At 45.4% G+C, this 15,275-nt stretch carries 9 protein-coding genes; 5 read left to right on the plus strand and 4 right to left on the minus strand.

Annotated features, from left to right (window positions below; translation table 11 throughout):
- The first annotated feature begins 128 nt into the window (after positions 1-128).
- Together HRR27_RS10490 and HRR27_RS10495 are read left to right on the plus strand one after the other, a co-directional pair.
- Positions 129-449, plus strand: a complete 321-nt coding sequence (locus HRR27_RS10490; RefSeq protein WP_173273594.1) for a c-type cytochrome — start codon at positions 129-131, stop codon at positions 447-449.
- An 18-nt stretch (positions 450-467) separates the two neighbouring features.
- Positions 468-1,799, plus strand: coding sequence for an NAD(P)/FAD-dependent oxidoreductase (locus HRR27_RS10495; protein WP_173273596.1), 1,332 nt, complete (start codon positions 468-470; stop codon positions 1,797-1,799).
- Positions 1,800-1,903: 104 nt separating this feature from the next.
- Here HRR27_RS10495 and clpB read toward each other — a convergent pair whose 3' ends face one another.
- Positions 1,904-4,471 carry an ATP-dependent chaperone ClpB gene (gene clpB, locus HRR27_RS10500; protein ID WP_173273598.1) on the minus strand — a complete coding sequence of 856 codons (2,568 nt, stop codon included), beginning with the start codon at positions 4,469-4,471 and terminating at the stop codon, positions 1,904-1,906.
- A 122-nt stretch (positions 4,472-4,593) separates the two neighbouring features.
- Between clpB and HRR27_RS10505 the strand changes: the two genes are divergently transcribed.
- Entirely contained in the window at positions 4,594-5,499 is a 906-nt protein-coding gene (locus HRR27_RS10505) for a YdcF family protein (RefSeq protein WP_173273600.1), read from the plus strand.
- On the opposite strand, the gene hemN is transcribed toward HRR27_RS10505, so the two are convergent.
- The gene (hemN, locus tag HRR27_RS10510; protein ID WP_173273602.1) at positions 5,492-6,874 is read right to left on the minus strand and encodes an oxygen-independent coproporphyrinogen III oxidase; all 1,383 of its coding nucleotides are present in this window, start codon (positions 6,872-6,874) and stop codon (positions 5,492-5,494) included. The genes HRR27_RS10505 and hemN overlap by 8 nt on opposite strands.
- Before the next feature lie 330 nt (positions 6,875-7,204).
- Here hemN and HRR27_RS10515 point away from each other — a divergent pair, with 330 nt between their 5' ends.
- The gene (locus HRR27_RS10515; protein WP_173273604.1) at positions 7,205-10,297 is read left to right on the plus strand and encodes a CHASE domain-containing protein; all 3,093 of its coding nucleotides are present in this window, start codon (positions 7,205-7,207) and stop codon (positions 10,295-10,297) included.
- A gap of 75 nt (positions 10,298-10,372) precedes the next feature.
- Here the strand turns inward: HRR27_RS10515 and rlmKL are convergent, their stop codons facing one another.
- Entirely contained in the window at positions 10,373-12,595 is a 2,223-nt protein-coding gene (rlmKL, locus tag HRR27_RS10520; protein WP_173273606.1) for a bifunctional 23S rRNA (guanine(2069)-N(7))-methyltransferase RlmK/23S rRNA (guanine(2445)-N(2))-methyltransferase RlmL, read from the minus strand.
- Positions 12,596-12,712: 117 nt separating this feature from the next.
- Between rlmKL and HRR27_RS10525 the strand changes: the two genes are divergently transcribed.
- Positions 12,713-14,020 carry a lytic murein transglycosylase gene (locus HRR27_RS10525; protein ID WP_173273608.1) on the plus strand — a complete coding sequence of 436 codons (1,308 nt, stop codon included), beginning with the start codon at positions 12,713-12,715 and terminating at the stop codon, positions 14,018-14,020.
- A 271-nt stretch (positions 14,021-14,291) separates the two neighbouring features.
- Here HRR27_RS10525 and HRR27_RS10530 read toward each other — a convergent pair whose 3' ends face one another.
- Complete coding sequence (locus HRR27_RS10530; RefSeq protein WP_173273610.1) at positions 14,292-15,071, minus strand: hypothetical protein; 780 nt, start codon at positions 15,069-15,071, stop codon at positions 14,292-14,294.
- Between the last annotated feature and the right edge of the window lie 204 nt (positions 15,072-15,275).

Raw genomic sequence — 15,275 nt, forward strand, 5'->3', positions numbered from 1 at the left:
TAGATGTAATAGAATTATCTATTAGAAATTCGCGCTCGTAATTGGAGAATAGCCTGAGTTTGCAGAAACAAGTCCAACGAAACAAAAACTGCAACTGAGAATAAGAAGACTACTCAATAGAGGTTTTTATGAAAAAAACACAATCACGCCTTGCGAAGATGCTGGCTATTGCTGCTTTAGCGTCACTTTCGCTATCAGCTCATGCGGGAGATATCACTAACGCAGAATTATCTGCAACCACCTGTTTCCAGTGCCATGGTGCCGAAGGTAAATCAGCGGGCGGCGCAATTCCGCCACTAGCCGGTTACCCTGAAAAAATCATGGTACAACAGCTGCTTGATTTTAAATCCGGTAAGCGTCCATCTACTGTTATGGGTCGTCATATGAAAGGGTATTCCGATGACGAAATTCGTGCGATTGCTCAATATCTTGGCAGTCTAAAACCTTAATTAACAGTGGAGCATATTATGTTAAAACGTAGATCTTTAATTAAAGCAATGGCGGCCACCGGATTTGGTGGGACTCTTATTGCCGCGCTTCCAGGCTGTTCTCTGCCTAAAGTACCTATGCTAGGTGAAATGGGCGCAAAAACTCGTAAGGCTGGTGAGCCTGCACATGTTGTCGTTATTGGTGGCGGTTTCGGTGGTGCATCAGTTGCTAAATACCTTAAACGTTTCGATAGTTCGGTAAACGTCACCCTGATCGAACCTAAACAGAACTACATGACGTGTCCTGGTTCTAACTGGTACCTAGCCGGTTTGGTTGATGCAAAATTCATCACTCACAACTATGACGCACTGAAAACAAAACACGGTGTCAGCGTAATTCACTCAATGGTAACGAAAGTTAGTCCATCTGCGATGCAAGTCACCTTGAAAGATGGCCGCGTTCTTGATTATGACCGTCTTGTTGTTTCTCCAGGTATCGACTTCAATTACGATGCGATTGAAGGTTATTCGGAAGCCAACATCAATGACATTCCGCACGCTTACCAAGCCGGTCCGCAAACGGAAATTCTGTATAAGCAACTGCGTGAGATGCCACAAGGCGGTACTTTCGTTATGTGTCCTCCTGGTAACCCGTTCCGTTGCCCTCCAGGACCTTACGAGCGTGCTTCAATGGTTGCTGACTTCTTCAAGCGTGAAAACCCAACCGCGAAAATTGTTATCTTGGATGCCAAAGAAAAGTTCTCTAAACAAGGTCTATTCCAAGAAGGTTGGGCACAACTTTACGGCGATATGATTGAATGGATTCCAGCGTCTTCAGGCGGTAAAGTATTGCGCGTTGACGCGGCGACCAAAACCGTCTTCACTGACTTTGGTGAGCACAAAGCAGATGTATTAAACATCATCCCACCGCAGAAAGCCGGTAAGATTGCGTTCACAGCAGGTCTAACCAATGAAAAAGGCTGGTGCCCAATCAACCAAAAAACCTTTGAATCGACGATTCACCCTAACATCCATGTTATCGGTGACTCTTCTATCTCAGGTAAAATGCCTAAATCGGGTCACTCAGCAGCCAGCCAAGGTAAAATGTGCGCAGCGGCAATCGTTTCGCTACTCAATGGCAAAGACGTTCCAGTCGGCAAAAACGTTAACACCTGCTACAGCTTAGTTAGCGCAGACTACGGTATTTCCGTTGCTGCAGTCTATGTGTTGAATGCCGAAGGCCAAATCGTTGGCGTGAAAGACGCTGGTGGTGTAAGTCCGAAAGGTGCTGACACAGCCTTCCGTCTAATGGAAGCGAAGTACGCTGACGGTTGGTATAAAGCAATCGCAATGGATCTTTGGAAGAGCTAATCACTTGCTTTTTTGAAATTCCTAAGCATTGCTTAGAACAAAAAAACCGAGCCTAGGCTCGGTTTTTTTGATTTCTACCTATCGAGAATAAGATAGGTTTAAGTTTAATGAAATACTAAATCGCCATTTTCGATGGTAACGCGTACCGTGCTACCAGGGATAAAGGCGCCAGACAAGATTTTCTGTGCCAAAGGATTTTCCAGACGTTGCTGAATAACCCGTTTCAATGGACGTGCGCCAAACAACGGATCAAATCCAGCCTCACCCAACACATCCAATGCCTCGTCGGCAATTTCAAAACCAATATCATTGGCTGCCAAACGCTTGGTCAAATGTTGCAACTGAATCGAGGTAATCGCACGAATCTGCTCGCGACCTAGTGGATGGAAGACCACAATATCGTCGATACGGTTAATAAATTCTGGACGGAAATAGCCGCCGACCACGTCCATTACATCCGCTTTCATCTCATCATAAGAAGCGGTTGCCGCTTTCTCTTGAATCAATTGCGAACCCAAATTAGAGGTCATTACAATAACCGTGTTCTTAAAGTCCACCGTACGCCCCTGACCATCGGTTAAACGACCGTCATCCAACACCTGCAATAATATGTTGAACACATCCGGATGCGCTTTCTCAACCTCATCCAGCAAAATCACCGAATACGGTTTACGACGCACCGCTTCAGTAAGATAACCGCCCTGCTCGTAACCGACATACCCCGGAGGCGCACCGACCAGACGAGCCACCGAATGTTTCTCCATAAACTCCGACATATCAATACGCACAATCGCATCGCTGGTATCAAACAAGAAATCTGCCAACGCTTTGGTTAGCTCAGTCTTCCCTACCCCAGTTGGCCCCAAAAACAGGAAAGACCCGTTCGGTCGATTCGGGTCGGCCAAACCAGCACGCGAACGACGAATCGCATCGGAAACCGCTTTGACCGCTTCCGCTTGGCCAACCACTTGCTTTTCCAAAGCCGATTCCATCTGCAGCAATTTCTCACGCTCACCTTCTAACATCTTCGCCACTGGAATACCTGTCCAACGCGCCACCACATCAGCGATTTCCATCTCCGTAACCTGGTTGCGCAACAAACGGTTGCCGCCATCGTCTTGTGCTTGTTGCTCCGCCGCCTCAGCATCGCGAATTTTCGCCTCTAAATCGGGTATACGGCCATGCTGGATTTCAGCCATCTTTTCCCAATTACCACTACGCTGCGCCATTTCCAATTCGGTACGTGCCGCATCAAGCTGTTCTTTCCACTGTTGAGCGCCTTGTAAAGCGGCTTTATCACGTTTCCAGATTTCTTCTAAATCGGAATACTCTTTTTCTAGCTCAGCCACTTCGTCATTCAAACTCAGTAGACGTTTTTTAGAGGCGTCATCTTTCTCTTTTTTCAACGCCAATTGTTCGATTTTCAGTTGAATCAGACGACGATCAAGCTTATCCATCACTTCTGGCTTGGAATCAATTTCCATCCGAATCCGCGATGCCGCCTCGTCAATCAAATCAATCGCTTTATCGGGAAGCTGACGATCGGTGATGTAGCGTTGCGACAACTTCGCTGCCGCGACAATCGCTGGGTCGGTAATCGCCACCCCATGGTGAATCTCATAACGCTCTTTCAAACCACGCAGAATCGCGATAGTGTCTTCTTCAGTCGGTTCATCGACCAGCACTTTTTGGAAACGACGCTCCAGTGCCGCATCTTTTTCAATGTTTTGGCGATATTCATCCAAAGTGGTCGCACCGATACAATGTAGCTCACCGCGCGCCAAAGCGGGCTTAAGCATATTACCGGCGTCCATCGACCCTTCAGTCTTTCCGGCACCAACCATGGTGTGAATCTCGTCGATGAACAGAATCACTTGGCCTTCTTGTTTCTCCAAATCTTTCAACAAGGCTTTTAAACGTTCTTCAAACTCACCGCGGTATTTCGCTCCTGCCAACAAACCGGCCAAATCCAAAGATAAGAGGCGTTTGTTTTTTAGACCTTCCGGCACTTCACCGTTAACGATACGTTGTGCCAGACCTTCAACGATGGCGGTTTTACCGACACCCGGCTCACCAATCAAAACTGGGTTATTTTTAGTACGGCGTTGCAGTACTTGAATGGCACGGCGAATTTCATCGTCACGGCCAATAACCGGATCGAGCTTGCCTTGCTCGGCACGCGCGGTTAAATCCAAGGTATATTTTTCTAACGCCTGACGGTTCTGTTCTGAATGTTGATCTTGCACGCTCTCACCCCCACGAATCTGTTCAATTGCTTGTGCTAATTTCTGTTTATCCGCGCCAGCTTGCTTAAAAACTTCGGTCGCTTGGTCTTGCACTTCCAAAAGTGCGGTGAAAAACAGTTCGCTGGCGATAAACTTGTCGCCACGTTTTTGCGCCTGTTTGTCCATTAAGGTTAGAATAGATCCCGCTTTGGGCGAGAGTTGTGAATTGCTGTTGCCACTTACGGTCGGCAGTTGTTGAATTTTCTGCGCAACTTTACTGCGAAGCCCGTCAATATCGACTTGCGCTAATCGCAATAAACTCGCCTGTTCATCAAGCAGAACCGCTAAAATGTGCAATGCTTCAATATAGGCGTGATCTTTCCCGACTGCCAGCGATTGCGCTTGCATCAGTACGGATTGAAATTGAGAAGTAAACTTATCTTGCATAATACCCTCATTAAAAGTGCAGTGATTTTTGTCTAGTTTAGTTATAGGGCTAAATTTTTCGCTTTCAAGTTACCACAAACAATTTCCTTAGTTTTTATCAAGAAATAGCGTTTTATCATTCTATGGACAATTCATTTTTCGTGCTTTCCAAACTGGCTTGGGCGTTATTAAGCCCGAGTAATCTCATCTTGATTTTGTTTGCCGTCGGCACGCTGTTTTTGCTGTTCAATCGCACCCACATCGCCAAATGGCTATTGCTGCCGACGTCTGTAATCGCTTTAAGCATTATGAGTTACCCGACTGCCGATTGGTTAATGCAGCCATTGGAATCACGTTTTGCACAACCGCAGCAGCTACCAGAAAAAATCGATGGCATTATCGTCTTAGGCGGTGGTGAAGACATTATCCGTTCGGCGAGTTGGAATGTGGCCGAACTCGGCCAAGGCGGCGATCGGTTTATTGCGGCGTCGAAATTAAGTATCGATTACCCGAAAACAAACATCATCTACGCAGGGGGGAATAGCTCGGTGCAGAAAGAAGGTATGCAAAATCAGCTCAATATCGAACAGCAGATTTTCAGCGCGATGGGCGTTAATTTGGAACGGGTGATTATCGAAAAGCAAGCACATAATACCTATGAAAATTTCGTCAATATCAAACCGCTATTGCCGAAAACAGCAGATGACAAACTCGGCACTTACCTTTTAGTGACCTCTGCTTTTCACATGCCGCGCTCGGTCGGCATCGCCCGAAAACAAGGGATTAATGTCATTCCTTATCCGGTCGATTACCGCTCATCTAGCGCCGAACAACGGGTTTGGGGATTGGATTTCTATGACCATCTGCAAGTCTTAGAACCCGCTTGGAAAGAGTGGATCGGCTTAGTGGTATATTTTCTGACTGATAAAACCAGCTCTCTTTTCCCAGGCCCTTTGCCGCATGACGCTAGCCTGGAAATTCACCCGAACAACGACACCTTCTACCAGGAATCTGAAAAAACAATACAAAACAAAACTGCCGCTAAATGACCTTAGAAAAACGGTTTTGCATCTCCGGTTTTAGATAAGCATCAAATACCATGCAGATATTGCGAATCAATAGTCGCCCTTTCGTGGTGACAAAGATATCGCTCGCCGAGATTTCAATTAAACCGTCTTCAGTCATCGGTTGCAGATTATTCAACTCTTTGGCGAAATACTCTTCGAAACGAATATTCCAGCGCTTATCCAACTGTGCGAAGTTCAAATGAAAATGCGAAATCAAACGGGTAATCACATCGCGTCGTAGCTCATCATCTTCAGTTAACTGCACTCCGCGGTAAACCGCCAGATGCCCTGCGTCAATCGCCTGATAGTATTCAGCCAAGGTTTTACGATTCTGCGCATAGGTGTTGTTGATTAATGAAATCGAGGTCGCCCCCATGCCGACTAAATCACATTCAGCATGGGTCGAATAGCCTTGAAAATTACGATACAGAGTTTCATTACGTTGTGCTATCGCCAGCTCATCATCGGGCTTGGCGAAATGATCCATGCCGATATAGATATAACCGGCTTGTAAAAGACGTTCGCTAGCGGCATGCAAAATTGCCAATTTTTCATCCGCGCTTGGCATATCCGCTTCGTTCATCTTTTTCTGGGTCGGGAACAGACTAGGCATATGCGCGTAATTAAAAATCGAAAAACGATCCGGTTCGGCTTCCAGCACTCGATCTAGCGTTTTGACAAAACCTGCTTCGGTTTGATGCGGCAAACCATAAATCAAATCGACATTGACGGATAAAAAGCCGGCATCGCGAGCGCCATTCAACACTTCGAATGTCTGCTCTTGACTCTGAATGCGATTGACCGCTTTCTGCACCTTCTCGTCAAAGTCCTGCACCCCGAGACTCATACGGTTGAAACCTAATTCCCGCAACAATTTAATCGATTCACGGTCGGCTTCGCGCGGATCGATTTCAATTGAATATTCACCGGAATCATCGTCCAACAAAGTGAAATGCTGACGGGTTTTTTCCATTAACAGACGCATTTCATCGTTATTCAGAAACGTCGGTGTTCCTCCGCCCCAATGCAACTGCTCGACCACTCGACTGGAATCAAATAACTCGGCTTGCATTTCAATTTCTTTAAACAGTCGTTCTAAATAAGGTGTGGTTTTCGAGCGATCCCGCGTCCAAACTTTATTACAGGCACAGAAGAAACAAACCGTATCGCAAAAAGGAATATGAAAATACAGCGACAGGCCACGACCGGACTGGTTACTGCGTTGCACAGCTTGACGATAGTCATCTAAAGAGAAACTTTCATCGAACTGTAAAGCGGTTGGATAAGAGGTATATCTTGGGCCAGTCTGGTTATAGCGTTTAATCAATTGATGATCAAATTCAATACTTGGTTTCACGGTTTGCTCTCAACTTTACGCGGGGTTTCGCAAGGATAAGGCAAGTCTGAAATGAATAAGTTATTCTCGCTCAAGAGCGAGCCAAGCGCCTACGGGCAAAAACCAAGCTAGCCGAACTTGATATGCATTATTCCACTTGAATGAATTACCCGCTACTTAAGCAGATTAACGAACTAAAATTACGTAGTTGTGGTATTTTTACTTAAGGAAAGTAGGATCAGGCTATAAAGCCTGTTTAAAGTGCGCTTTGCCGCTTCATTAAAACGAATCGAAAATTATTCAGCGCCTCCTGAACAACAAAATTCATATCTCTACACTGGCCGCATCACTATGTCTTTTAAACATCTTCTTAAATCACTGCTCGAAGTGCATCGCTACCCATTCGGTGCATGGATTGTTCTGTTCATTTCACTGGCACTGACGGCAATCGCTTGGAAAATCTCTCAAGATGCGATTCTTGAGAAGGCTGAAACCCGCTTTAACTTGAACAGTGATGAAATTGCCGCCGCAATTACCGAACGACTGCACACCTATGAAATGGCAATCCGCTCAGGCAAGGCTTACTTTGATTCCTCGCAGGAAGTGACCCGTGAAGAGTGGAATCAGTTTGTGAGCAGTTTAAAAATCGAATACCGTTTTCCGGGTATACAAGGCTTGGGATACAGTGAATTTATCAAACCAGATGAACTCGATGCGCACGTTGCTAAAATTCGTGCTGAAGGCTTCCCAAACTACAGCGTACGTCCGCCTGGAAAACGGGATATGTATACCTCCATCGTATTTCTTGAACCATTTGATTGGCGCAATAAACGCGCCTTCGGTTACGACATGTATTCGCAAGAAACGCGCCGTGAAGCGATGAATCGCGCTCGTGATACGGGCTCAGCCGCCGTTTCAGGACAAGTCACTTTAGTACAAGAAACCACCACTGATGTGCAGTACGGTTTTTTGCTCTATGAGCCGGTTTATCGCAAAAATGCAGAAATCCTAACCTTAGAACAACGCCGTGAAGCAATTATCGGTTACGTCTACAGCCCTTTTCGCGCCAAAGATTTTATGCAAGGGATTTTGAATTTCAGCCATCGAGGGCTTTACCTCGAACTGTATGATGGCAATTTACCAAACGAAAACTCAGTGCTCTATAAAACCAACGGCATTGAAACCCTTAAAAACAGCAATGAACTTACCTTTTCACGAACTCTGACACTCAATCATAGCCAACGCGTGTGGAGCCTTAAAATTACGGCTGGGCCGGAATACTTGGCGCAAGACACCAGCCTTCAACCTACCATGGTTGGGATATTAGGTGTCATTATCGATCTCTTGTTATTTGCAATTATCACTTATATGGGACGAAAAGAACGCCTGCTCGAAGAACATAGCGCAGCGCTCATCCATGCCAAGCAAGTCGCTGAAACAGCCAGCTCAGCAAAATCGAATTTCTTAGCCGCAATGAGCCATGAAATCCGCACCCCAATGAACGGGGTTATCGGCATGATCGAGGTACTTAATCAAAGCAGCTTGAAAGGCGATCAAGTTGACATGGTGCGTACCATTCAGGAATCGGCCAACGGACTGCTGTTAATCATTAACGACATTCTCGACTTCTCAAAAATCGAAGCCGGCAAGATGGAACTCAACATTGAACCCATCTCAATCGAACATGAAGTCGATAAGGTGGCACTCCTTTTGGATCGCTCAGCGCGCAAGCAAAAGGTGCAAATTAATGTCTTTATCGATCCAGAAATCCCCTCAGTCGTGAACGGAGACGCACTGCGTTTACGGCAAATTATTACCAATTTACTGGGCAATGCGATTAAATTTTCCACTAACCGTGATAAGCCCAGTAACGTTATCGTAAAGGTCATTCTCGAACACCTCGAAAATAAGCAAGCTTGGGTAAAACTGAGCGTAGAGGACAATGGCATCGGCATTAGCCCAGAATTGCAACAAAAATTGTTTCAACCGTTTGAGCAAGCCGACCGCTCAACCACGCGCAGCTTTGGAGGGACTGGCTTAGGACTCTCCATCAGCAAACAATTGGTGCAGATGATGGGTGGCACTATCGACGTAGAAAGCGTTCCAAATCAGGGCAGTACTTTCACCTGCGAGCTACCTTTCAAGGTATTACAAGAGCACTCAATTGAGAGCCATCTCCAACAACCCGATTTGACCCAGCTTCATTGCACACTTATTTCAAAGAATCAGCAGGATGGTAACTTTCAAAACATTTTGCGTTATTTAACCGCAGCTGGCATGCACATCCAAACAGCAAGCAGTATTCAAAAAGCGGCTGAGCTAACGCCAGAAGCGGATATCTGGCTGGTGGATTGCCTTGAAAAACTGCCAAGCCTTAATCGTTTACATCCTTATTTAGATAAATACCCACAGATTAGAATCTTGCTGCTTAGTCAATATGTCGCGAATAGCGACCGCATTCGTAGTAGTCGAAAATTACATGATCGCGTTTTTCAATCAGATGGCAATCTCCTTACGCGCAGCGCATTATTTCGTTTTATTGCTCTGGGTGCCGGCTTAGTGGAGCAAACAATAACGGAATCCGAGGACTCCACGCAACGCTTAGTGATCAATGTACCGAGCCGTGAAGAAGCTATTAATAATAAGCAGTTGATATTAGTCGCCGAGGATAACGAGGTGAATCAAAACGTCATTCGTCGCCAACTTGCGCTCTTGGGTTATATGTCAGATATTGTCAACAATGGATCGGAAGCATTGGAAAGTTGGTATAGCGGTGAATATTCGTTGATACTAACCGATTTACATATGCCTTTAATGGATGGTATTCAGCTAACCGAAGCAATCCGCACCGAAGAAAAACGTGTCAATGCGCCACTTGCAATCCCGATTATCGCGCTGACGGCCAATGCCCTCAAAGGCGAAGAAGACAAATGCCGAGAAGTGGGAATGAACGATTACTTGGTTAAACCCGCGTTAATCTCTGAAATTCAACAAGCTTTAGAGACTTGGCTACCAGCCACTGAAACCACCACCAAAAATACGGCAGATCAGCGTATACGGACTCTACAAGAGCCACCGCATTTTGATATTCATGTGCTTTTTGAATTAGTTGGCGACGACCAAGAAATTGTTGACTCTCTGCTGCAAGATTTTGAAACCAACACCAAAAAAACGATTTCAGAACTGCAAGCGGCGCAAGAAGCCAATAACCTAGAGCAAATCGGGCAATTAGCGCACCGTTTGAAATCTTCTGCCGCTTCAGTTGGCGCGCTTAAATTACGTTTAATCTGTATCGAACTACAACAAAAGGCAGAAAAGGCTGACAAAAATCAAGCCGATCGTTTGAACAGCTTGAACGAAATCATTGATTTACTGGAAGCAGAAACAACAATGCTCCTCGCCGCGATTCAGAAATACCGCCGCGACAGCGTGGCCACTGATTAACGAATGAAGGATAGAAATTGACAGCGCGCGACGTTTTTACCTGAGCAAAAACGTCCAGCTGACGCTTAAAAAAGCTTAACGCTCAATACTGCGAATTAACCAAGCTTGGTGAATCTTACTGTTGCGCTTAAAGTCTTCCGGCATAGTTTGATGCGTAATGTCTTGCACATCAAACTGCAAGGTAATCAGTTCATCCAACTTAAATTTACGTAAATTGTTTGAGAACAGCATCACCCCATTTGGGTTCAAGAGTTGCATTGCTTTACGAATCATCCAACCGTGATCACGCTGAACATCTAAAATACCTTCCATCTTTTTCGATGACGAAAATGACGGTGGATCCATAAAAATAACATCAAATTTCTGTTGCGGATTTTCCGCCTGCTCAGTCAACCAAGCAATCACATCGGCTCTCTCCAACTGATGCTTAAGTTCATCCACTTTGTTAGCCCAAAAATTATTCTGCGCCCAAAACAGATAGGTTCTTGACATATCAACACTCAAACTCGATTTTGCTCCGGCGACTGCCGCTTCAACACTGGCGGTTGCGGTATAACAGAACAGGTTCAGTAAGCTTTTACCGCGCGATAATTCCGCTAATTTAGCCCTTACGTCGCGGTGATCCAAAAACAAGCCGGTATCCAAATAATCAGTGAAATTAACCCGCACTTTTGTATCGTTTTCTAACACCGTATAGTAAGCTTTTTGCTCATCCATCCGTTCATACTGCGCGGTGCCTTTTTGGCGCTCACGCACCTTAAAGACAATCCGATCAACCGCAATGTCGAACACATCCGGCAGCACCGACATCACTTGATACAGCCGACTTTTTGCCTTACCACGGTCAACCGTCTTCGGTGGTGCATACTCATTAACCACTAACCACTCACCGGCTTCCAGCGTGTGGTAATAATCAATTGCCACAGAGTACTCTGGCATATCCGCATCATACACACGATAAGCAAAGACATGATTACGCTCGGCCCATTTACGCAATGCTTTAAAATTCTTGCGCAACCGGTTGGCAACCATCTGCGCACCATCGCTCTGCCCCAATAACGGAAAAAACTCTTGTACTTGTGCCGCGAGTTCAATTCCACCTTTTAAAGCCGGTTCCCGATGCGCTTGCTCATTAATATCAAAACGCAGTAATTTACACTCCATCGGACCATTGGCAAAATTATGCGAACGCTTGGCTTTAATACCAAGATACATTCCCAATTCTGGGTTACAGGTTAACAATGCCGCTTGCCAATCTGAAAATTCACTTTTCAGATAATCACCCAAAGCAGTATACAAGTGCTTGACGTCCTCAAGTTCGCCCAAACGCTCACCATACGGCGGGTTACAAATGACTAAGCCCGGTTGCCAATCGCCCCAACGTCGACCTTGTTCAACGGTCATCTGCTTCACTTCAATACTGTCAGAGTAGCCGGCTTTAGCAATCGCCTCTTCAGCAATCGCCAAAGATTTATGGGATGCGTCTGAACCATAAATATCTGGCAAATGACGCAACCCCTCTTCCTCGCGCTGTTCCGCTTCGGTAATGAGCTGCTCCCACAGTGCTTTATCGTGCTGCTTCCAGTAATTCAATTGCATATCTCGGGCTTTAATCAAACCAGGAGCCAGATCGGAAGCGATCATAGCCGCTTCAACCAGAAACGTACCAGAACCACACATCGGGTCATAGAGTACGCCGCCCGCTTTGGCGATTTCCGGCCAACCAGCACGTAATAAAATTGCGGCCGCGACATTCTCTTTTAAAGGCGCTTCAACTTGCTGACCATCACGATAACCGCGCTGATGCAGACTATAGCCCACTAAATCAATACTTAAGGTTAACTCGTTGCGATTTAGGTGGCCATGTACTCGTAACTGCGGGTGCTTTTTATCGACAATTGGACGTTCATCACTGTTATCACGAAAAAAATCAACAATGCCATCTTTGATTTTCAAAGCACCATAATGCGTATGATCAATCCCCATGCCTTTACCGGAAAAACTCACCGAGAAAGTACCAAATCCGTCCATGTGTTCTAACCAATTTAACTTAGCCACTTCTTCGGTTAAAGCTTCTTGATTTTCTAATTTTGTCTCTAAGATAACCATGAAAATTCGGTTCGCGGTGCGCGACCACAAACAGCAACGGTACAGAGTTTCCAGATCGGCACGGAAACTAACACCTCGCGGTTGCGCTCTGGCATCACTTACCCCTAAGCTGAGTAGCTCTTCGCGGCAAAGTTCGTTTAACCCTTGTGCTGTGGTTGCAAAACAAGAGAGCTGATCGACAGTTGACATTGGAAATTCCTTATTAATCTTAGTGCTGCTCATTTTAGCCGTTTTTGGCTTTTTCTTTAGCCCTGTTTCAGTAGAATAGAAAAACAATTTAAAATCAAAATACCTAACGAGGCATACATGGCGGCTATCGACAAAACTCTGCATAAAATTTGGCGCAATTCAAAAAACACATTTCTGACCACTAGCCGTGTTATTACGCTCAATCTTGCGCTTTTTGGTACCGCCGTCTCAGCCGCTGATGAACCGCAGTTTAGCGCTCAAGACCAGCAACAATTTCAAATGTGGTTGACGGAATTTCGACAAGAAGCGGCAGCTCATGGCATTTCAGAAAACACCTTAAACCAAGCGCTAAGCAACTTAACATTAAGCGATAAAGTGCTGCAAATGGATCGCAAGCAACCAGAATTTACGCGCACTTTTTTCGAGTATTTAAATCGCGCTGTGTCTGAAACCCGCATCGAAAACGGCCGACAGAACTTCATACAACAACGTCAAGTGCTTGATAAAATTGAACAAATCTATGGCATTCCGGGCGCCTACCTAGTGGCTTTTTGGGGCATGGAAACCAATTTTGGAAGTTACACGGGATACGATCCGATTATCCAGTCACTGGCGACTTTGGCATTTGACCCTCGCCGCAGTGGCTTTTTCCGCAATGAGCTGCTCGCCGCCCTAACCATTATAGATCGCGGTGATGTCACACTAAGCGAGATGCAAGGCTCTTGGGCAGGCGCGATGGGACAAGTACAATTTATGCCCAGCAATTACCTAAAATACGCTATTGACGGCGACGGTGATGGAAAAGCAAACCTCTGGAAAAGCACGCCTGATGCACTTTACTCGGCGGCACATTTCCTCAAAGAACTTGGCTGGCAAGCTGGGCAAGAATGGGGCATTGAAGTGGCACTACCAAAAGGCTTTGACCTCTCTCTAGCGGACAACAAAACGTGGCGAACAATAGCCGAATGGCAGCAACTCGGCTTAAAAAGCAGTGACAACCAAGAAATCAGCACCCTCATTAACCCACAAATTGAAGAAGCCATCTTAGTCCTACCAAGCGATTATCGTGGCCCGGCTTTTTTAACCTTTAAAAATTTTAAAGTGATTAAACGATGGAATAACTCCACCAATTACGCCATTGGCGTTGGCTATCTGGCCAATCAAATCCGTTACCAAGCCACACTCAGCAAAAGCCAACCAAGTGACGATAAAGGACTTAACCGAGAGCAGGTGATTGAAATTCAAACCTTGCTAAATACCCTAGGATTTGATGTCGGTAAGGCCGACGGTATTGCAGGCGGCATGACTCGTTCTGGCTTACGTAACTTCCAAAAATCGATTGCTATTCCGGCAGATGGCTACCCATCAATTCGGATGTTGAACTATTTACGCGCTGCCGTAAAAACCCCACAGCCGGAAAACTAAATGATGCCAACGAAATGCGCTGGCACAACGCCTCAACAGAACAAAACCAAAGCAGTCGATTTTGTTTTTTGGCTATTGCAGGCGCGCCTAGTCATTTTGCACAATCGATTATTGAAGGAGCTTAAGAAATGCGGTTGAAAAACCAAAGAACTATTTGAAAAAACCTAGACAGCGAAAACGCAGCCTATCAAAGGCGAATAACTTGAAAAACTCACTGATCCGTCCAGCAAGGAAGCAAAAAAGTCCAAGTTATGCGCCGCAACCCAGGCCATTAAATTTGATCGTACTGAATCTCTCGTAAATAACGCTCATCGTCGAACTGCAATCCTAATTCCGTTAAAGGATTGATGTTTGCCAACAAAGCACCGCCATCTGAAAAATGATGACTTAAATCCATACCCTGTACCAACTGAGCAATCAAGCCATCAAATTCGAATGAATCCCGACTCAACTCTAGTAAGTTAATCAAACTTCGAGCGCCCTCCCCCCCCAAAATAGACGGGACTGAAATTGACTGTTCGTCACTCACCGACGCATACACTTCACCATGAATAGCTTCTTCTAAACTTAATTCAGTCGCCGAACTCGCCGACTCAACCAAATTGACTGCTAATAAATCCTGTGTTTGCATCTCATCAGAAGCCAGATCAAGATAAAGCGAATGATCTTCCGATAGCGGCGAATCGACAAACACGTTTTTATCCAACGATTGACCAAGTAAATTATTTAGATTACTGAGTAATTTCGTCAAAACATGATCAGGATCGGCCAATGCAATCTGCACAATCGCGTGCTGAAAGCTTGCAGCATTCGTAAGCGCTTCAGTCCCACTATCCAGAAACAGGCCTAAAACATCTTGGTCGACAAATAACTTCTGCTGCGCTCCGATTAATACGTCGCCGTGACCATGACTTAAGATGCATTCTGAATTCGCCGCCGTGACAACCATAGAATTTATGGCGACTTGATCACCAACCTGCGCACCACGAGATTCACCATTGGTCACAATGGACACAACACCTGAAACAGATTGTACAATTGCAACTTGCATGATTCACCATCCTGACTGCCAAAGGGTAAAATTTCTTTTCCCCTAAATAGTACGTAAAGACAGGAAAGATTCCTATTGTACGTAGGTACAATAAAAAGTGAAAACTTGAAAAGATAGCGCGCTATCGTGGCTTAAGAGATGTTTTTAAAAAAATATTTTTAAAACATTAAAATAAAAATGAACGCGTTACTGAATTAGGAGATG

This window comes from Thiosulfatimonas sediminis (genome assembly GCF_011398355.1).
In the GTDB taxonomy this organism is placed as follows: Bacteria; Pseudomonadota; Gammaproteobacteria; order Thiomicrospirales; family Thiomicrospiraceae; genus Thiomicrorhabdus; species Thiomicrorhabdus sediminis_A.